This is a genomic window from Methylocystis bryophila, from assembly GCF_027925445.1.
GTDB lineage: Bacteria > Pseudomonadota > Alphaproteobacteria > Rhizobiales > Beijerinckiaceae > Methylocystis > Methylocystis bryophila.
On record NZ_AP027149.1, the window covers coordinates 2,366,021 to 2,385,577 of the forward strand.

Here is a 19,557-nt window from a genome sequence, read left to right on the forward strand (position 1 = left end):
TGGCCAATGGTTATACTCGTTAAGAGTATATGTCAAGCCAAGCGACTGGCTTTCTCGCGGGGATCTGCTCGAGCGAGTGCGATCCCTTATCGCGCGAGCGGAACCGCTCGTGCGATAAGGGATCAGTATGAATCACAGGGTTGAAGCGAGTTCGGATCGCGAAAGGCTGCCAACTTTTGCGCAGTTCGCTCAAGATCACGCTGTGTTCAGGCGGAACCGCCTGAACACAGAAAACGTGAACCGGTTTCTGCTTTTCGCGCTCTAGAGACGGGCGGCGCGAGAACGTCGGCTTTCGATTTTCGCCGCGGCTCCTACGACAGTCAGGAAGAATAAGCTCGCCAAGCCCTCGCCGGAGCTGGGAGCGGGCGCCGCGCTGATGAACGCGGTCCCACCCACGAGGTCGTAGCCGATCGACTGGAGCATCGTGCTTTCGATGCTGCCGGCGAAAGCCTCTGGCGTATGGCCGGGACAGCCCGCGTAATTCTGAATGAGGCATGTGTTGTAGAAATCGCCGTAATCGCCCCGGCCCGTTTGGTTGAAAGCAACGAGAGAGGTCGCGCCGCCGTTGATCGAGTAATAGGCCGAGCTCGAGCTGTTCGTCGTGTAGCTCGCCGTTCCGGAAGCGGAATAGCGGTAGAGGTCGAGCGAGCCGTAATAATAGCCTTGAAGGCTCGTGCCGAGCGTCGACCCCGCGCCGCCGCCGCCCAGAATCTCGTCGATTTCATGCTGAATGACGGCCGTGCCGCTGTAAAGGCCGGACGGCGTTTGCCCCGTTCCGAAATACATCAGGGAGCTGTTGAGATAGACCGTGCCGCCGGCGCTCACATTGCCGAGACCAAGCGCGTCAACGAGCGAAGACGTCAGGGCGATGGGCGTTTTGCCCCCCGCGTCATTGCCCTTCGACAAGTTGGTCACGGCTGTCGCCAAAGTCGTATTGCCGGAATGAGAGGAAGAATCGTTCTTGAGCGCCTGAGTGTAAGAGGCGTAACTCACCGCATAGAGATTTTGGCTGCTCCCGCCCAGACCCGTGCTCGTGAGCTGAAAGTTGATCGTCGCCGTGAAGGCATTGGAATAGAGCGATGCGATCGCGTTCGAGGCCGACTGGATTGTCGCTTCGATCTGCGCCGCATTGGCGGCGCTGGTCACGGAGCCGCTGAATGTGTCGACAATGGTGAGCGCTTGGGCGGGCGCGGCGCCGGTCAAGAGAACAATCAGTAAAACGCTAGACGAAATGCCATGGTAGCGACGCATGGGACAACTCCTCGCAATCAATGTTCGCCGCTCGAAGTAAGCGGCCCCCTAAACAGCCTCGGGTTCTTCGGCGCCTTCACGCCTTTGAGAGGCTAGCTTGGGCTAAGCAATAATGCCTCAAACTGCGTGAAATGCAAGATCTCGTTCCCGCTGTCTGAACAAATTTTCTTGGGCCGCCCTCTTTCGGCCACGTCGATGGAGTTGGCTCTTAACGGGTCGTTAGCCATTTCCCCCTCGAATGCGAGGGCGAGGCTTCTCTCCGCACCCCGTCAAGGTTGATGGAACCTTCGCTTAACCCTGTCCGACTAGGAAGGACTAAAGGGGCTGGCTCGACCCGCGAGGAGTTCGCTTGATGCAAATCGTCCAAATGCTGCGCGCCGCTGGACTGCTCGTCGCCTTAGGCGCGGCGCTGTCGCTTGGCGCTTGCGCCAAGAACGCGGCGGAGGAGGACCCGGGGGCTTTCGGCGCGGGGGCCGGCGCCGGACGAGGCGCGGGCGCGCCCGGCAGTCCCCAGGACTTTGCTGCGAACGTCGGGGATCGCGTGTTCTTCGAAACCGATTCGACTGAGCTGACCGCGGCCGCCCAATCGACGCTCGACCGCCAGGCCGCGTGGCTGAACCGATATGGGCGTTACGCCTTCGCCGTAGAGGGCCACGCCGACGAGCGCGGCACGCGCGAGTACAACTTCGCGCTCGGGGCGCAGCGCGCGGAGGCTGTGAAGAACTATCTCGCTTCGCACGGCGTCGCGGCTTCGCGCATTCGCACAACAAGCTTCGGCAAGGAGCGCCCCGTCGCGGTCTGCGACGACATTTCTTGTTGGTCGCAAAATCGGCGCGCCGTGACCGTGCTCAGCGGCGGAAACTCTTGAGATGAATGAATAGGGCGCCGCCCCCAAGCGGCGCCCAGACCGAAGCTTTTCTTACCAGCAGCCGCCATAGCGGTAGGCCGTGGCGTACGTCGGATTGCCGTAGCTATAACCCCCGTAGTACGGGTAGGCCGAGGCGTAACCCAGGCCGTAGCCGAGACCCAGTCCCAGGCCCAGTCCGCCCCACGGGCCGCCCCAACCCCAACCGGAGCGGTGGCCCCAGCCACCCCAACCCCAGCCTCGTCCTCCCCAATAAGCGGAGGCCCCGGACACCGACCCCGCGAGGGTGGCGCCGACCAATAGAACGACGGCAAGCTTGCGCAGCATGATCTCTGCCTCCTGTTTCATCGAGCCCTATCTGGGCGAGTTTCCACGAAGGCTCGCGCCCAAAGGCCACGGCGGAAGTATCTATTACGGAGATGCGGAGCGGCGAGCTAAGCTGCCCGTTTGATGATCTCGTACAAATACGCAGGAAGCTGGCGGTGGTCCTAGAGTGCGAGCTTCAACAGGTGCGAAATCATGGAAAGCCAAAGCGCCGTCTTGCAGTCTCCGATGGAGAAGCCGGCGATCTCGTCAATGCCGTGCGCCGCAGGAGAACTCCCCGTCGCGCACCCGCGCAGGCAGTCGTTCGACGAAGCTCGCGACGCGTTCTTCGCCGTGGGTCGCGACGAGCTCGCGAAGCGCTGCCCGCAAAGCGGCATGGGCGAAGGCCGCGCTCTCGATCCCCGCAAGAATGGCTTCGGCGTAGGCTTCGGTGACATAGGCAAGCGCGACGAGCTGTTGCTCGGCGATGGCGTCGTCCAGGGCAGCCGGTGGGCGAGAATGCGTCATGCGCCCAAAAATAGCTAAGCGCCTTCGCGTGCGCGACTCGCGTCTTTCCCAAGGGTTAACGTCGAAGGGTCATTGTTCGTCAAGGCGTCGCATAGCGCGTCGCCACGCTGCTCGCGACCTGCTGGGCCTCCTGGAGATAGCGCGCGATCACGAGCTTCGCGTTGGGCGTGCAGCTATGATAGGTGAGCTCATATCCTGAGAAGCCGCGATTGAAAGCGGCAGTCAGCTTTGCGCGTCGCGAGCCCGACGGCGTGTCCGCATCGCGCAGCGTCGCGAGTTTCGCGCGCCAGTCGGCGCCGTCGCCGTCGCCGCACAAGTCCCGCAAATAGGAGAGGCCGCCGAGGATTTCGGCGAGACGCTGCGTCTGTGCGTCATAAGGCGCGGGCGGCGTGTCCGGGCCCGTTTTCGCTTGCTCCCCGGCGGCGGGCGCCGTCGCGGGTTTCGGCGCCACGAGCTTCGGCTTCTCGATTCGGCGCACGCGCGGGCGGCGCTCGGCTCTTCCCCAATCGCCCCGCTCCGAGCCCCAGGAGCGCGATGCGCGGCCGCCGCCGAAGCCGCCGAAGAGATCGGAGAAGAAATCCTGCGAAAGCGCCGGAGTCGCGAGCAGCGTCAAAGCCACCGCGAGCGCGCCGGAACGCGAGAAGGCCCGGATCATGGGTAAAGGCGCTCCTTTTTCCAGGGCTCGGTCAGTCCCTCGCGGGAGAATCGCAGGCGATCATGCAGCCGGAATGGCCGATCGATCCAGAATTCCATTGCAAGCGGCCTGATCACATAGCCTTGCCAATAGGGCGGGCGAGGGATCTCGCCGATCGCATATTTCGCCGCGTGAATCGCGACGGATTTTTCAAGCGCGAAGCGGCTTTCGAGAGGGCGAGATTGCTGGCTCGCCCAGGCGCCGATACGGCTGTCGCGCGGGCGGCTCGCGAAGTAGGCGTCCGCCGCCGCGTCGCTCATCGATTCGACCGGTCCGCGCAGGCGCACCTGACGCCGCAGCGACTTCCAGTGAAAGAGCGTGGCGGCGCGCATGTTCGACGCAAGCTGCATCCCTTTGGCGCTCTCGGCGTTGGTGTAGAAGACGAAGCCGTCTTCGCTCCATTCCTTGAGTAGCACCATGCGCGCGTCGGGCAGACCCTCCGCGTCGACGGTCGCGAGCGCCATCGCTTCGGGATCGTTGAGCTCCGTGCGTGCGGCCTCGGCAAACCAGTCCCGAAACAGGGAGAATGGCTCCGCGGCGGCGTCGAGGTCACTCGGCGTTAAGAGATTCAAGCGATGATTCCGTTTAGGACTGCGCCGCGGCTGCGGTCGACGTTTATAGAAGGTGGGGCATTTGCGTCGGTTTGCAGCGAGACATAGCGCCTCCGTGGCCAATCCTCAAACGCCACGCGCGATTTCGCTGCTGGGGCTCGCCTTGGCGAGCGCGCAGCTCGCGGCCTGCTCGATCGCCATGCCTTCGTCTCCGCACGGTGACGATTTACGCGCGGCCGCGGAGGCGACGGGCTCGATCCGCAAGCCCGCGCCGGAGATCGCTCGCGGTCTGGAGGCGGAAGACTCGCGACGCGCCAAGGCCGCGCTCGCCACCGCGCTCGACCCGCAGGGCTCAGGAGACCGGGTGGACTGGGACAATCCACAGACCGGCGCCAAGGGCGTGTTCACGCCGGTCGGCCAGGCCTATCCGAGCGACGGCCGGATCTGCCGCTCCTTCCTCGCCGAGATCGTGACGAGCCACAATGAGGAGCGCCTGCAGGGCACCGCCTGCCGCGACAAAGCCGCCGAGTGGACGCTGCTCGACGTGAAGCCCTGGAAGAAGGGGTAGCAAGGCGCATTGCGCTTTCGGCCCGCGCGCCCCATCTCCGATTGCAAAAGTCCGTCAGATTTTGCGGATTATGCGGAAAGGGGCAGGCTCATGCGACAAACGCTTGCGATTTTCGGCCCAACTGCGCCCCATTGGGTGGGCGATGGATTCTTCGTTGAGACTCTGCTTTCCCCGCAAGAGCAGGGACAGAGCGCCAGCCCCTTTCTGTTGCTCGACTACGCCGCTCCGAGGCATTTCGCGCCGACGGCGCAACAGCGCGGCGTCGGCGAGCATCCGCATCGCGGCTTCGAGACCGTCACGATCGTCTTTGCGGGCGAGGTCGCCCACCGCGACTCAACAGGCGCGGGCGGGGTGATTGACGCGGGCGACGTGCAATGGATGACGGCGGGCTCAGGGATTCTCCACGAGGAGTTCCACTCGCAAGCTTTCGCCAAAAGCGGCGGCGAGATGGAGATGGCGCAGCTTTGGGTCAATCTGCCGGCGAAGGATAAATCGGCGAAACCGCGCTATCAAACCCTCTCGAAGGCCGAAATTCCGACCGTAGAGCTGCCCGACGGGGCTGGGGTCTTCCGCGTCATTGCCGGCGCCTGCGGGGGCGTGAAGGGGCCGGCGCAAACTTTCACCGAACTCAGCCTGCTCGACGCGCGGCTCGGCGCCGGCAAGCGCGCAGTCTTCGACGTCCCAGACGGACATACGGTTTCGGTTCTTCTGCGGAAGGGCGCCGTGGCGCTCGGCGATGAAGCGCGTCTAAGCCCTGGCCAAGTCGCGGTGCTCTCCCGCGAGGGCGGTTCGGTCGCGATCACTGCAGAGCAAAATTCCGAGCTGCTGCTGCTCTCGGGCAAGCCGATCGGGGAGCCCATCGCGGCCTACGGCCCTTTCGTCATGAACACGGAAGCCGAAATTCGTCAGGCGATTTCGGACTTTCGCGCGGGGAGGTTTGGCGCAGGCCTGCCGGCCTGACGCGCAGCTTCATTTCGAGCGAAGGAGGTTTCGCGTGATCCTGCGTCTGCCTTGGACCAGACGCAGGATCATCACAGCGTCGTCGGCGACCATATATTCGTAAATTACAAGGTAGGGCCTTACGACGGCGATGCGCACGTCGTTTCCCAGCGCGGGCCTGGGGGCTCCGCTCTGAGGGAACTTCAGCAGACGCAAATAGAGCCGGTCGAAAGCCGCCGCATACTCCGACGCGCAGCGCAGCCCCGCTTTTTGCGCGAGGTCCGAAACAATGAAAGTGGCGTCCGCCTGCGCCGGCTTCGAGAAAATGAGTCGTGTTGTCACTTCTCGAGCGTCGAGAGCAGCTTCGCAATATGGGCTCTGTGGTCTTCGAGCGTCACGACCTCGCCGCGTGCGACCGCCTCGCGAGCCTCGTCGACGAGCGGCTTCGCCCAGGCCAGATCGTCCGTCTCGGCGTCGAGCTCCATGAGTCCGACGTCAATAAGCTGGCGCGCGGCCGCTTCGACCGAGGCGAACCGCCCGCCTTCGACATAGACCTGTAGAGAAGATTCCTGCTCGGGGGTCAGTCTGATCCGCATGGTTGGATCCTATCACGGTGGAGGCTCTCGACAAGCTCGCGCGTCATTTCGATTTCGATAGGGAAATCTTTGGCGCTGCGCCTTCGCCTAGGCCCTTTGTCAAGAACCGCCTCGTCCCTTTCTCTCCGCCGCGCCGTCCTTCCCCCGCCTTGCCGGTCCCCGCCGGTTGCCAGCTCGGCACGAGCTGATGCTTGCCGGGGCCAATGAGATCGGCGCGGCCCATAGCTTTGAGCGCGTCGCGCAGAACGGGCCAGTTCTCGGGATCGTGATAGCGCAGAAACGCCTTGTGGAGGCGGCGCTGACGCAAGCCCTTCACCGCCTCGACCTTTTCCGAGGCGCCGTGACGCACGGGCTTCAGCGGGTTCACGCCCGAATGATACATCGCAGTCGCGAGCGCCATGGGCGAGGGGAGGAAGGTCTGCACCTGGTCGGCGCGATATTTATTGCGCTTCAACCACAGCGCCAGATTCATCATATCCTCGTCGCGCGTGCCCGGATGCGCGGCGATGAAATAGGGGATGAGGAAATATTCCTTGCCGGCCGCGCGCGCCGCCGCGTCGAAAAGCTGCTTGAAGCGGTCATAGGCGCCGATGCCGGGCTTCATCATTTTCGAGAGCGGCCCGGCCTCGGTGTGCTCGGGGGCGATCTTCAGATAGCCGCCGACGTGATGCTCGACGAGTTCCTTCACATAGGCCGGGCTTTTCACCGCGAGATCGTAGCGCACGCCCGACGCCACCATCACCTTCTTGACGCCCGGCACCGCGCGCGCCTTGCGATAGAGGGCGATCAGCGCCTCATGGCTGGTGTTGAGGTTCTTGCAAATGTCCGGGAAGACGCAGGAAAGGCGGCGGCACACGGCCTCGGTCTCGCGATCCTTGCAGGCCATGCGATACATGTTGGCGGTGGGGCCGCCGATGTCGGAGATGATCCCCGTGAAGCCCTCGGTCTTGTCGCGGATCGTCTCGATCTCGCGCAGGATCGAGCCCTCCGAGCGCGACTGAATGATGCGGCCCTCGTGCTCGGTGATCGAGCAGAAGGAGCAGCCGCCAAAACACCCGCGCATGATGGTGACGGAGTGCCGGATCATCTCCCAGGCGGGGATCTTCGCGCCGGCGTAGGAAGGATGCGGGGCGCGCGCGAAGGGAAGCTCATAGACGGCGTCCATCTCCGCGCTCGTCAGCGGAATGGGCGGCGCGGTCAGCCAGATGTCCCGCGAGCCGTGGCGCTGCGTGAGGGGCCGCGCGTTGCCGGGATTGCTTTCCTTGTGCAGCACGCGCGAGGCGCGCGCATAGGCCTCAGGGTCGTTCGCGACCTGCTCGAAGGCGGGGAGCCTGACGACGATATTTTCACCCTTCCCGCCGCGGCCCTCATCGGCGGAGTCGAGATCTTCGGCATGCGCCTCCAGCCAGTCTTCAGGCGTTGCCTCCCGCAGCAGCGCGACGCCGCGCACATCCTCGAAATCCTGGCCTATCCCGCCCTTGGCGATCCGATGTGCGACCTCGACCAAGGCCCGTTCGGCGTTGCCGTAGAGGAGCAGATCGGCCTTGGCGTCGAGGAGGATCGAGCGGCGGACCTTGTCAGACCAGTAGTCGTAATGGGCGATCCGGCGAAGCGAGGCCTCGATCCCGCCGAGGACGACGGGCGTCGTCGGATAAGCCTCGCGCGCCCGCTGCGCATAGACGATCGTGGCGCGATCCGGCCGCTTTCCGCCTTCGCCGTTCGGCGTGTAAGAATCATTATGCCTGAGCCTTCGGTCGGCGGTGTAGCGGTTGACCATCGAGTCCATATTGCCGCTGGTCACGCCGAAGAAGAGATTCGGCTTGCCGAGCGCGGTGAAGGCCTGGGCGTCGCGCCATTCCGGCTGAGCGATGATTCCGACGCGAAATCCTTGCGCCTCCAACAGCCGGCCGACGATCGCCATGCCGAAGCTTGGATGGTCGACATAGGCGTCGCCGGTGACGAGGATCACGTCGCAGCTGTCCCAGCCGAGGCGCTCCATCTCGGCGCGCGTCATCGGGAGAAAGGGCGCGACGCCAAAGCGGTGCGCCCAATATCGGCGATAGGAGAAAAGGGGCTTGGCGCTCTGCGGCGCGGGGGCGTGCCTCATGACGGCGGCTGGGGGCGAGAGGAATAAGAAGGAGCCGCTTTGCAGGACAGCATTTCGATGCCCTGGCGGCGCGAGCCCGCCTTCTAGCACGAAACTCCCACCCGCTGCACGCGGCTTTGCCGCCTTGGTCCGCGCTCTATTTGAAGCCCCTGGCGCTGACTTGCCCGCGTAATGAAACGCGGGCAGTATCCGCGCGCCCCGGGTCGAGCCGGGAGTTTTCCAGCGAGAGATAAGAGGGCGTCATGAACACTCCTCCGGCGGGCACACCGATCCAATATCTCGATCGCGCCACCGGCGCGTTGCGCGATCTCGGCATCATGCCGCCGAAAGTGGATTTCACGCCGATCAACGTGCTTCTCGACCAGATCACCGAGCTCGACAAGGACCGCGTCGCCGTTATCGCGCGGACCCTCTCGCAAACCGAGGTCTTCAATGAGGTCGTCCGCGACCAGACGCAGGCGATGGACATCGGCCAGCGTTACGAGGATATCGCGAAGGCCTTCAATTCGATCCGCGACGACTCCAAGGCGATGGTCGACCAATTGGCGGACGGCAAGATCGACCTTTTCGAGCGGGTGGCGAATGTCTGGATGAAGATCGCCCGCGGCGACATCGCCTCGCGCTTCGAGGAAATTCGCAAGACTTATCTCGCGGTGACGAGGTCCACGAAGGACCAGATCGAGCGCGAAGCCAAGATCCTGCAGGCCTATCAAGATTTTCGCGGCGCCTTGAAACAGGCTCAGGTGTTGGCGCTCGAGGTCCTCAAAGAAGCCGACGGCAAGCTCGAAGGGGCCAAAGCTCAGCTCGCGAAAGCCGCGGAGACGCTCTCCCAATATAAGGGTGAGGATCTCGCCGAGCGCGCCAGATTGGAGCTCGGCCGCGACGAGAAGCTGCGCGGGGTGCAGGACGAGGACAAGCGTTATCAGATCGCCAAGGATCTCGCCGACAATTTGACGATTGGCTACAACACGTCGGAAGTGATCATGGCGCGGCTCAATCAGACGACGAGCGCCAAGGAGCGTGTCTATGCGCAGGCCGTGAGCTTCTTCGCAACCAACGACTCGGTTTTGACGGCGCTCAAGGCCTCTTTCACGGGCCTCGCCGGCCTGCACGAATCGACGCAGACGCTCGAGACGATGAAGGAAGGTGTCTCGCGCAGCATCGAGGTGCTCTCCGAGCTTGGCGACAAGGTGCAGGAGGCGGCGTTGCGCGCCGGTTACGGGCCGACCATCCGCTCCGACGCCGTCGTGAAGCTCGTCGACTCGATCACCAATTTCCAAGAAAAGACCTTCGGCATCGTCCAGGAGATGCGCAAGCTCTCCACGCAGAACGCGCATGAGATCGAGGCGGCGGTCGAGGACGGCCGCAAGCGCGTGGAGAAACTGATCCTCGACGGCAAGAATTACGGCCTCAATGTCTGACGCGGCGACGGCGGCGCAAAGCCCCAAGCTCGACGACCTGATGTTGGCGATGGATGTGGTCGATACGCTGCGCCACGATCAACGCGTCGTCGAGCGGGAGCTTTCCGCGAGCCTCAGCGACGAGGCGCTCATCGAACGTCTGCGCGAAATTTACAAGGGGCAGGGGATTCAGGTTTCCGACCAGGTGCTTCAGGAGGGCGTCAAGGCGCTGCGCGAGAAGCGGTTCTCCTATGTGCCTCCTGCGCCGGGCCTCGCGCGCTCGCTCGCGTTGATGTGGATCGACCGCGCGCGTTACGGCTGGATTCTTTTCGGCGTCGTGGCCTTCCTCGCGGCTTTCGCCGCAGGTCATTACTTTCTGGTGACGCAGCCGCAAGAGCAGGCTCGAGCCAGAGAGGCGCAAGAGATCACCGTCACCTTGCCGAAAGAGCTCAACGACGACTTCGCGGATGTAATGCGCGAGTCGAAAGTCGAGCAGGCGAAGAAGGCGGCCGCGCAGATTCTTGCCGACGGTAGGGCGGCGCTCGAACGCCGGGACTTGAGCGGCGCCCGGAAGGCCATCGCCGACATGGCGGCGCTGCTGAGCGAGCTGCGCGCCGTCTATGTGCTGCGTATCGTCAACCGGCGCGGCGAGGCGAGCGGCGTCTGGCGACGGCCACCCAACAATCCGGAGGGCCGCAACGACTATCTGATCGTCGAGGCGGTGACGCCGGACGGGCAGGTCCTGCCGCGCAAGATCATGAACGAAGAGACGGGCCAGTTGAGCACAGTCGACAAATGGGGCTTGCGCGTCAGCCGTCAGACTTACGAACGCGTCGCCGCCGAGAAGCGGCAGACCGGCATCATCGAGAGCAATATCGTGGCCAAGAAAGAGCGCGGCTATCTCGATCTCGACTATACGATCCCGGTCATCGGCGGCACGTTAACCAAGTGGTGAGGCGCGAGAATGCTGTCGGGCTTTGAGGCGCAGCAATCGATCGATCAGGTCTATGCGCAGATTCGAAACGAGGAGGCGCGTCTCGACTCGGCGCTGCGCGCAGCTTCGGACGATGCCGCGCGCCTGCGCCAGGAGCGGCTCAATCAGCTGAAGGCGCTGGCGGGCCTGAAGTTCAAGCTCCTCCAGAGCGGCGCGCTCGCCAGGGATCTCGACGCCGCGGAGCAGCGAGTCAAGGGGCTGCTGGAGCGCGCGCGCGCTGAGGTCAGCGCGGCGTCGCGGCGGCGGGACGACGCGCATCAGGCGATCCTCTCGGCCGAGGCCGCGCGTAATGGTTGCGCGGCGACGCTGGAGGCGGCGGTGCGCGCGCTCAAGACTTTTGAGGCGGACGTCGCGTCCCGCTATGCCGCCGACCCTGGCTGGCTCGCCTTGAAGACGGAATTGGAGACGGCGCAAAACACGCACGACGAGGCGGACAAAAAGGCGAAGCAAGCTGAGGACGACCGCGAGAAGAAGAAAATTCCCTACGAGAGCGACCCGCTGTTCATGTATCTTTGGCGTCGCCGGCTGGGAACGTCCAGCTATGCTTCCATCTTCCTCATTCGGCTCGTTGACGAGTGGGTCGCGAGGCTCGTGAACTATCGCGAGGCGCGCGCCAATTACGCGATGCTGAACGAGATCCCGGCGCGACTGCGCGCGCATGTCGAGGATCTCGCCGCGGCGCTGACGACGGCCAAGCAAAGGGTCGCGGCCTTCCAGCAGGAGAAGACCGCGGCCGCGGGCGGCGCGCCCTTGCAGAAGAAGGCCGCCGACGCCAAGGCGGCGCTTGACGCCGCGGAAGCCGAGGTGTCCCGCGCGCATCAGAGCTTCGAGGCGGCGGAGGCGCAATATCGAGCTGTCGCGGACAACGGCCAGAAGGGCGTCTACGCTCAGGCGATCGATCTCATGGTCGAGAACGACTCGCGCGACGACATCGCCACGCTCTTTCGCGAGGCGGCGCGCACCAAGAGCGACGAGGATCGGGCGATCGTCGAGAAGATCGACCAATTGACCAAGGGGATCGCCAGCGCGGATCGGCAGGTCGGGCAGCTGCGGGGCAGTCTCTCCGAAGCGGCGCAAAGGCGCGCCGAGATCGAGCGCGCGAGGGCTGAGTTCCTGCAACGCGGCTATAACAACCCGGGCGGCGGTTTCGGCAACGAGGCCTCGATCCACGACGTCCTCGGCGGCATTCTAAAGGGCGTGATCCAAGGCGCCGTGCTCGGACAAGTGATGCAACAGGGCTATCGCGGACCGCAGTCGGGCTGGGGACCGCGCGACGATGGCTGGGCGCAGCCGTCCGATTGGGGCGGCGGCCGGTCTTCGGGTCCAGTTTTTCCGGGAGGACTCGACGACGGCGGGTCGATGGGCGGCGGCGGCGACGATTTTTCGACCGGGGGGTCGTTTTAGAGTTCATTCCCCGCCTAGATCACGCTGCGTTCAGGCGGAACCGCCTGAACGCAGCGTGATCGGTTCTAAAAGTTTAGAGCGCGATTTGTGCGAAAAACCGGTTTCCACTTTTTCGCATCGCGCTCTAATGCGCCGCCAGCGCCGCGTCGAGAATCGCCGCTGCGGGCTCGACCACGCTCGCGTCGCGCGTGAAGATCAGCATGCAGCGCGCCGACTTGCCGGGATGCAACGCGCTCGCCGCGGCGCGGTATAGCGCGAGCTGACGAAGCTCCGAGGGCAGGGGCTTTGCGCGGGGTCGCCCCGTCTTGAAATCGGCGATCAAGATCTCCTCGTCCGTCACGGCGAAGCGATCGATGCGCCCGACGATCTCGCGCCTTCCGAGAGGCGTATCCACGCGCGCGACGATGTCCACCTCGGGCGCTGATTGGGGACCGAACAGCGGCGCCAGCGACCCGTCTTCCAGCACGCGCATCGCGGCGCGCGCCGCTTCTTCACGACGCGCCGGGTCAATGCGCGGCGCGCGCAGCGCGAGGAAGCGCAATGCGGAATTTAGGCGTTCCGCGCTCGCGAGCTGCGGCAAATGCTGCAGCATGGCATGCGTGAGCTTGCCGAGCAGCAGCGCTTCCCCCTCCCGGCGCGTCGCCGAGTCGGCCGAGAAGGACAACAGGTCGTCGGCGCCGGCGAGCGCGCTCGACGGCCGCAGCGGCGGCTCTTTTCCGCGTTCTTGCGGCGCGGGCGTGAGCGCGAAGGCGGGGAGCGCCGCGGGCGGCGGCGGTTCCGGGCGCTCATGAAGCCTGCGCGTGGCGGGCGGATTGCGGCTGCGCAAGATGCGCCGCTCTGCGTCGAGCGGGTCGGCCGCCTCTTCGAGGCCCTCCGCCAGCGCTGCGCGGATCATCGCGTGCCAGCATCCATCCGCCATGCCGCGCTCGCCGTGGAAGCCCGCGATATACAGCCGTTCTTCGGCGCGGGTCAGCGCCACGTAAAGGAGGCGGCGATGCTCGTCCTGCTCCGCCTCGCGCAGCTTTTCCCTCGCTCTGGTCGCGGCGGGCGGGTCGCAATCCTTACGCGGCGACCAGAGCAGGCTCGGCGTCCCCGCCGTCTCGTCGTCGAGGGTGAAGACCTTTGGATCGAAACGTCCGCTCGGCGCGCCGCAAGTGTCCGGAAGGAAGACGATCTTCGCCTCCAACCCTTTGGCGGCGTGGACGGTCATCACACGCACGGCGCCGCCAGCCGCTTCCATGTCGCGCTTGATCGAAATGTCGAGCGTCTCGATCTTGGCGAGAAATCCGATCAGCCCGCTGGCTTCTTCGCGCTCGAAGGCGAGCGCGAGCCTCAAGAACTCATCGATCGCGTCATTGGCTTCGAATCCCAACCGCGAGACAAGGCGCTTGCGTCCGCCTTCCGCGCCGAGCGCCCGCGCATAGAAATCGAAAGGCGAGAGATGCGCAGCCGATTGGCGCCACTCGTCGATTTGACGCGCCGCCGCCTGATGCGAGAGCCTGGGAGAATGGCTGAGCGCGTCGATGAGCGCGCCGTCGCGTCGCGGCGCGAGCGCGATGAGATCGTCGTCCTCGAGCCCAATGAGCGGCGACTTCAACAACGTCGCCAATGTCAGATCGTCCTGCGGCAGCAGCGCGGCGCGGCCTAGCGCGCACAGATCCATCACCGCGATATGAGATGCGAGATCGAGACGATCGGCGCCCGCGACCGGAATATGTTCCGCTTTCAATGCGCGGATGACGGCTTCAAAAAAGGTGTCGCGCTTGCGCACGAGAATGAGAATGTCGCCGGCATCGATCGGCCGAGGGCCTTCTTCGCTCTCGACCCATTCGCCTCCCGCATCGTCAAGCAGCCGCTTGACTCTTTTCGCCACTCTTTGCGCGCAGGTCGCGGCGGGATCGTTCGGGGCGACATAGTCGAGCGGCAGACGCCAATCCGAAGGCGCCTCCGTTTTATCGGGGCCGATCGGCTCCCAAATCTCGACGAGACCAGGCGAGTCGCTTTTCCAGGCGATATGCTCCGGCGCGGGTTCGGTGGGATCGAAGGAGAGACCGCGACGATTCTCCGCTCTGGCGAAGACGGCGTCGACGGCTTTGAGAATCTCCGGCGAGGAGCGGAAGGAGAGGGCGAGCCGCACGCTTTCGAAGCGAAGACCCGCGGCCATGAATCGGCTCTCGAAGGCGCGCCGCATCGCATCGAATTTCTCGGGCGCGGCGCCTTGGAATGAAAATATCGACTGCTTCTCGTCGCCCACCGCAAAGAGCGTGCGACGTCGCGTGGGATTTTGCTCCCGCGCGAACTCCGCGACGAGCGCAGCCAGAATCTCCCACTGCTCGTCGCTCGTGTCTTGCGCTTCGTCGACCAGCACATGGCCGATCTGATGATCGAGCCGATAGAGGATCCAGGAGGGGGATGAGCGGCTTAGCAAATCCCGCGCGCGCAGGATCAGATCGTCGAAATCCAACAGGCCGTGGCCAGCTTTCAACGCTTCATAGGCCGTGATGATTTCGCCGCCGAGTCGGTTGAGCGCGAGCGAGCGCTCTAACGCGCGTCCCGCGTTTCGCTTCTCGAGGAGCGCCGCGACGCGGTCGCGCTCGGTCTCCAACAGTTCCAATAGCGCGGGGTCAGCCACGCGGAGCCCCTTGGTGATGATCTTCTTGTCGCCGTTTCCGCGCGGCTCCAGCTTTTGGGTGAGGAAGACGGGCAGATAGTCGTCGAGCGCCGCAGCGTCGGGGGCGCGCGCGATGGCCTTTTCCAATTGCTTGGCGAGCTTCGCGTCATTATCGCTGCCTTGACGCAGTCTTTCGGCGATTCCCGGCCAAGAAGCGATGGGCAGGCCGCCGCTGAGCATTTCGTCCTCGATCGAAGCGAGAGTCTCGTTGCTTTCGAGCCCGAGCCGTCGGCGCAGCGCTTTTGCGCCCGCCTCGCTCGCGGCGTCCATGAGCAGGGCGCGCGCCTTGAGCAACTCGTTGAGAAGATCGCTGAAGTCCCCCTCATTCGTCTCGCGCGCCACAAGCCGTGCGGCTTCCATCAAGGCGCCGTTCTCGCGCATGGCGCGGCTTAGGGTTTCGCGCCGCGCGCGCACGAGGAGCTCCGCGCGCTCGATCTCGTCCAGCACGCGGAAGCCTGCCGGCGTATTCGCCTCGAAGGGGAAGCGGTGCAAGAGGCGTTCGCAGAAGGCGTGAATCGTCTGGATCTTCAAGCCGCCTGGGGTCTCGACGGCGCGCGCGAAAAGCTTCCGCGCGAAATCGCGTGTCCTTGGGTCGAGTCTTGGGCCTGCAACGGCTGCTACGGCCGCGTCGAGTGCGGCGTCGTCGAGCAACGCCCATTCGGCCAACACGTCGAAGATGCGCTTCGCCATGTTCGCCGCCGCTGCCTTGGTGTAGGTCAGACAGAGGATGCGCGAGGGTGGAACGCCTTCGAGCAGGAGACGCACGACGCGCTGCGTCAGCACATAAGTCTTGCCGGAGCCCGCATGCGCGGACACCCAGGCGGAAAGCTCGGGGTCTGACGCGCGCGCCTGCGCGCTCCGCGTCTGGGCGGGGATGGGTCGTCGACTCACGTCTCGTCTCCGCCTTCGCGCGACCATTCCTTGACGCGAGCGAGATGATCATAGTCGCCGTCGCGCCCGGCGAAGGCGACGAAGGGACGCGAGGGATAAGAGCGGCTCGGATCGCGGAACTGTTCGAGCAGCGTCTTGAGCTGTATGCGGTGCTCGATGACGAGCTCGCGAAAGCGAGCGCCATTCTTGGGCTTGATCCATCGCGCGTCGCCGTCGCCGCGCACCCGCACATAGGCGGCGCCTTCGACCTCGCGCCTGCCGACGCCCTCGAAAGCGCCGGCTTCGAGCATCGCGGCTTCGAGGGTGAGCTGCGGCGCAAATCCGACATGCACCTGCTTGTCGCTCGGAGGCTCGCCTGTCTTGTAATCGAAGACGAAGGCCGCGCCCTTGGCGTCGATCTCGATGCGGTCGGCGACGGCGGTGAGGCGGAACTCCGTTCCGTCGAAAAGAGGAAAGCGCCATTCGCCTCTTTCCTCCACATAAATCTTTGTCGCCGCCTCGCGACGACTTCGCTCGAAGCGCAGCATCTGTCGCAGTCCCTCCACCAGGCGCGGCCAGCGGAAAGTTTTGAAATCGGGATCAGTCAGGAAAGGCGCAAATTTTTCTTGCGCGAGCGCCAGGAGACGCTCGTCGGCGTCCGCGCTCAAAGGGCCTGTCGGCTGGGCTTGCACGAAACTCGCGAGCGTTTCATGCACGGCCGTGCCGATCTCCCGCGCGCCTCTTTGGCCGCCGAAAGGATCGAGCGGCGTGAGCTTTAATATGCGCTCCGCATAAAGCGAATAAGGATCGCGGCGCAGTCTCTCGATGCGCGTGACGCTGAGCTGCGTCGGGCGCAGCGCTACTGGCGGTCTCGGCTCTGGCCGCTTGCAAGGCTCGATCGCATCGGGCCTGTCGAGCGCCTTGGCGATCGCGAGCATCGCCTCGCCGCGCGCCTTGCAGGGCGCGAAGTCGTCGCCGGCGAGCGCCTCGAGCCGCGTCAGAAAGCGGGAGGCGACCGTTGGCGATCCATCGCGCTTCAGCGCGCGGCTCAGCACCACGCAAGGGGCGCCCAGCGCCATCTCGAAGTCATGGGCGCTCTGGCCGATGCGGCGCTCCGGCGGGGTCAGCCCCAGCGCCTCGCGCATCGCGCGGTTGAGAAAGGCGCCTGTTTCCGCTTGCGGCGGCCAGACGCCTTCGTCGAGACCGGCGAGCAGCACGAGATCGGCCTCCATGAGGCGCGCTTCGAGGGGGCCGAGAATTTTCAAACGCGGATGCGCGCGGCGCGGACCGCGCACCGTCGCTTCGAAGAGCAAGGCGTCGAGCAACGCCGCGAAGCCCGTTGCGTCGAACTCGAGGCTTGCTCCGGGGCTTCGAAGCCGATCGAAGAGCTCGAGCAGCTCTTCTGCGCCTCCGAGATCGCCGGCTTCGTTGCTTACTGTCACGGCTTCGAGCGCGCGCGCGAGCGCTTCGACCCGCGCCGCAAGCTTCGACTTGCGAGGTAGAGCCGCGAGCGGCGCCAAGGCGTCGTCGAGCCTTGCAAAAAGATCTTCGATCGCCTTCCATTGCACATCATTGACGCGCTGCGCCATGGGATGGGCGCCGGGCGCCTGCGCCATGTCGCGCGCGCGCGCCGCTCTTGCCGCGAAGGTCTCGCCGCTCTCCGGGACGACGCGCAGAACGGCTGCTTCGGCAAAAGGGAGAAGCGCCTCGATCTCTGAGCGCGCGAGGCCGAGGCGCGTTTGCGAATGCGAAAGCAGCGCGGCGGCGTCGAGGCAGGAGGCGCCGTCTTCCGTCATGGCGGCGAGGCGCCTGGCGAGCGAACCGAGCGGCGTCGAGGCGAGCGGCGCGCCGCCGGAATCGTCCACTTCGATTCCAAAACGCGCAAGCTCGGCGCAAACCCGGCGAGCCGCCTGCCGGTCCGGCGTGATCAGCGCTGCCGTGCGCTCCTTCGTTTCCAGCGCCTCGCGCATGAACAGTGCGAGCGCCAGCGCCTCCAGATTCTCATCCGGGGCTTCGACGAGGCTCACGCCCTCGAGCGCTGCAGGGAATTCGGCGCCGAGCGCCTCCCGAAAGCCTCGCCACATCTGTGTGGTGTCGGCGGGACGCAGCGCCTGCGACACGAAGCGGCGCCGCGCCGCGAGCGGCGTGCGAGCGTCCCCGAGCGGCTTGACTTCGGCGCGTTCGACGCCGAGCTGGCGCAGCAGACGCTTCAACATCGATTGCGGATGGGTGAAGGCCGGTTCGCCCCTTTCGCCGATCGCATCGCCGATGTGACGCCAGCCTTCGTCATCGATGTCCTGATCGAGGCCGGGCAGAACCGCGGCGCCGCGCGGCTTTTGCGCAATCGCGGCGAGAAGCCGCGCGGTCGTCGGATTGGAGCCGGTCGAGCCCAGCGCGATGACGGGCTCGGTCCAGCTTCCGGCGGAGATCGCCCTGATTTGCGTCTCGAGCAGCGCCTTGGCGCGCGCCGTGCGATCGGCGGCGCCACGTTCCTCCAGGAGCGCGGGCCATTGGCGCAGCGCGATCCCGAGAAAGTCGCGCGTGATCGCCCAGTAGCGGTCGAAGGACTCGTCCACGCAGCCAAGAACGCTCTCTGTCTCGACGTCCTCGATGACGAATTCGTCGATGAGCGCGCCGAGCTCCTTGGCGAGCGCGCAGGCGTTGACCGCGGTGGGAGCGATGAGGACCGCTTCACCGAGGCCCGCGCCGTCTGGAGAAACGACCGCGCCTTTGAGCGCGCGGGCCCAGGCGAGGATGAATTCCGCGAGCGTCAAGCGGCGGTCGATCTCATCGATCGTCGGCGCGAATGCGTCAAAGGACGCCTCGGCCTCGAAGGAAAGAAGCGCCGCGCTCTCGATCTCGTCGAGCGCGCCGAGCGGCAGGATGCGGGGCAGCAGCGCGGCCGGCCGGTCGAGCTTGAGCGCGAGTTCCACGGCAAGCGCGCGCGCCGCTCTGCGCGTCGGCGTGAAGATTGAAATGCGGGCGAGATCGAGGGGCGCGATCGTGCTGGAGACCCCTTCGACGATCTTGCCTTCGAGCAGCGCCGCAACGAAGGTCGCCAGAAAAGGTGCTCCCGGCGCGATCGTGAAGACGTGCCGCGCCATCGCAAGCCTAAGGAGCGTTGGCGCTCAGCGCGCGCTCGGCTTCCGCTATCGCGGCGACGGAGCCGACGTGCATCCAAAGCCCGCGCGCCGGCAGACCGAAAAGGCGCTCTCGTTTGGCCGCATCGAAAAAGAAAGGCGATAATTTGAAGACCTCTTCCGCAATATTCTCGAAGAGCCGGGGCGCCAATATGCCGACGCCCGTATAAACAAAGCGGCGGCGTCCGGGAGGTTGGTGAAGGCGACCGGATGCGTCGATCTCGAAATCCCCATCCCAATCGACGCCGAGGCTGCTCTGGGTTTCGGCGAGCAGAAGCGCGGCGTCCATTCTTTCGGCGTCATAGAAGCGCGCCAGGGCCCTGATGTTTTCCGCGCCCTCCTCGCGCCAGAAGGCGTCGGTGTTGCAGATATAGAACGGCGAGGAGCCCAGCAGCGGCAGCGCCTTTTTGATCCCGCCGCCTTGGTCCAGCAGCTTTGCGCGCTCGTCCGAAATGACGAGGTCGGGCGATCGCCGGGCCGCGAGATGCGCGATGATCTGGTCGCCGAGATGATGCACGTTCACGATCGCTTTCGCCACGCCCGCTCCGGAGAGCTGATCGAGCACATGGTCGAGAAGCGGCCGCCCACCCACCTGGACCAAGGGCTTGGGCGTGGTTTCGGTCAGCGGACGCATGCGGGTTCCCAGACCCGCAGCGAACACCATCGCCGCTTGGGG

16 protein-coding genes are annotated in these 19,557 nt (G+C 65.1%); 6 read left to right on the forward strand and 10 right to left on the reverse strand.

From position 1 onward, the window contains the following. Nucleotides 1-261: 261 nt before the first annotated feature. Entirely contained in the window at nucleotides 262-1,251 is a 990-nt protein-coding gene (locus QMG80_RS11085; RefSeq protein ID WP_085772881.1) for an NF038122 family metalloprotease, read from the reverse strand. A gap of 352 nt (nucleotides 1,252-1,603) precedes the next feature. On the opposite strand from QMG80_RS11085, the gene pal reads away from it, so the two are divergent. Next, entirely contained in the window at nucleotides 1,604-2,119 is a 516-nt protein-coding gene (gene pal, locus QMG80_RS11090; RefSeq protein ID WP_085772882.1) for a peptidoglycan-associated lipoprotein Pal, read from the forward strand. 570 nt (nucleotides 2,120-2,689) lie between these two features. Here the strand turns inward: pal and QMG80_RS11095 are convergent. The 3 genes from QMG80_RS11095 to pdxH form a co-directional block, all read right to left on the reverse strand. After that, complete coding sequence (locus tag QMG80_RS11095; protein WP_085772884.1) at nucleotides 2,690-2,947, reverse strand: hypothetical protein; 258 nt, start codon at nucleotides 2,945-2,947, stop codon at nucleotides 2,690-2,692. Between the two features lie 79 nt (nucleotides 2,948-3,026). Further along, entirely contained in the window at nucleotides 3,027-3,602 is a 576-nt protein-coding gene (locus QMG80_RS11100; RefSeq protein WP_085772885.1) for a TIGR02301 family protein, read from the reverse strand. After that, nucleotides 3,599-4,213, reverse strand: a complete 615-nt coding sequence (gene pdxH / locus QMG80_RS11105) for a pyridoxamine 5'-phosphate oxidase (protein ID WP_085772886.1) — start codon at nucleotides 4,211-4,213, stop codon at nucleotides 3,599-3,601. Before pdxH ends, QMG80_RS11100 begins: the two co-directional genes overlap by 4 nt. 94 nt (nucleotides 4,214-4,307) lie before the next feature. On the opposite strand from pdxH, the gene QMG80_RS11110 reads away from it, so the two are divergent. Further along, a complete protein-coding gene (locus tag QMG80_RS11110) occupies nucleotides 4,308-4,760 on the forward strand; it encodes an RT0821/Lpp0805 family surface protein (RefSeq protein WP_245299974.1) in 453 nt (150 codons plus the stop codon). 90 nt (nucleotides 4,761-4,850) lie between these two features. Further along, nucleotides 4,851-5,720: a pirin family protein gene (locus tag QMG80_RS11115; RefSeq protein ID WP_085772887.1), complete on the forward strand. Its 870-nt coding sequence runs from the start codon at nucleotides 4,851-4,853 to the stop codon at nucleotides 5,718-5,720. Nucleotides 5,721-5,729: 9 nt separating this feature from the next. On the opposite strand, the gene QMG80_RS11120 is transcribed toward QMG80_RS11115, so the two are convergent. The 3 genes from QMG80_RS11120 to QMG80_RS11130 are packed head-to-tail and all read right to left on the reverse strand — an operon-like array spanning nucleotide 5,730 to nucleotide 8,402. After that, on the reverse strand, nucleotides 5,730-6,041 hold the full coding sequence (locus QMG80_RS11120) for a type II toxin-antitoxin system RelE/ParE family toxin (protein WP_158658854.1): 312 nt from the start codon (nucleotides 6,039-6,041) through the stop codon (nucleotides 5,730-5,732). Then, on the reverse strand, nucleotides 6,038-6,295 hold the full coding sequence (locus QMG80_RS11125; protein ID WP_085772889.1) for a hypothetical protein: 258 nt from the start codon (nucleotides 6,293-6,295) through the stop codon (nucleotides 6,038-6,040). The genes QMG80_RS11120 and QMG80_RS11125 overlap by 4 nt, the downstream gene beginning before the upstream one ends. Before the next feature lie 43 nt (nucleotides 6,296-6,338). Then, the gene (locus QMG80_RS11130; RefSeq protein WP_085773826.1) at nucleotides 6,339-8,402 is read right to left on the reverse strand and encodes a YgiQ family radical SAM protein; all 2,064 of its coding nucleotides are present in this window, start codon (nucleotides 8,400-8,402) and stop codon (nucleotides 6,339-6,341) included. 242 nt (nucleotides 8,403-8,644) lie between these two features. Between QMG80_RS11130 and QMG80_RS11135 the strand changes: the two genes are divergently transcribed. Genes QMG80_RS11135 through QMG80_RS11145 form a run of 3 tightly spaced genes read left to right on the forward strand, consistent with a single transcriptional unit; the run spans nucleotide 8,645 to nucleotide 12,200 of the window. Then, on the forward strand, nucleotides 8,645-9,823 hold the full coding sequence (locus QMG80_RS11135; protein WP_085772890.1) for a cell surface protein: 1,179 nt from the start codon (nucleotides 8,645-8,647) through the stop codon (nucleotides 9,821-9,823). After that, the gene (locus QMG80_RS11140) at nucleotides 9,816-10,757 is read left to right on the forward strand and encodes a DUF6384 family protein (RefSeq protein WP_085772891.1); all 942 of its coding nucleotides are present in this window, start codon (nucleotides 9,816-9,818) and stop codon (nucleotides 10,755-10,757) included. The genes QMG80_RS11135 and QMG80_RS11140 overlap by 8 nt, the downstream gene beginning before the upstream one ends. A 9-nt stretch (nucleotides 10,758-10,766) precedes the next feature. Beyond that, a complete protein-coding gene (locus QMG80_RS11145) occupies nucleotides 10,767-12,200 on the forward strand; it encodes a coiled-coil domain-containing protein (protein WP_085772892.1) in 1,434 nt (477 codons plus the stop codon). A gap of 124 nt (nucleotides 12,201-12,324) precedes the next feature. Here the strand turns inward: QMG80_RS11145 and addA are convergent, their stop codons facing one another. The 3 genes from addA to QMG80_RS11160 are packed head-to-tail and all read right to left on the reverse strand — an operon-like array spanning nucleotide 12,325 to nucleotide 19,545. Further along, nucleotides 12,325-15,762, reverse strand: a complete 3,438-nt coding sequence (gene addA, locus QMG80_RS11150; RefSeq protein ID WP_245299975.1) for a double-strand break repair helicase AddA — start codon at nucleotides 15,760-15,762, stop codon at nucleotides 12,325-12,327. Then, nucleotides 15,759-18,845, reverse strand: a complete 3,087-nt coding sequence (gene addB, locus QMG80_RS11155) for a double-strand break repair protein AddB (RefSeq protein WP_085772894.1) — start codon at nucleotides 18,843-18,845, stop codon at nucleotides 15,759-15,761. Before addB ends, addA begins: the two co-directional genes overlap by 4 nt. A 7-nt stretch (nucleotides 18,846-18,852) precedes the next feature. Further along, entirely contained in the window at nucleotides 18,853-19,545 is a 693-nt protein-coding gene (locus tag QMG80_RS11160; protein WP_085773827.1) for a nucleotidyltransferase family protein, read from the reverse strand. Between the last annotated feature and the right edge of the window lie 12 nt (nucleotides 19,546-19,557).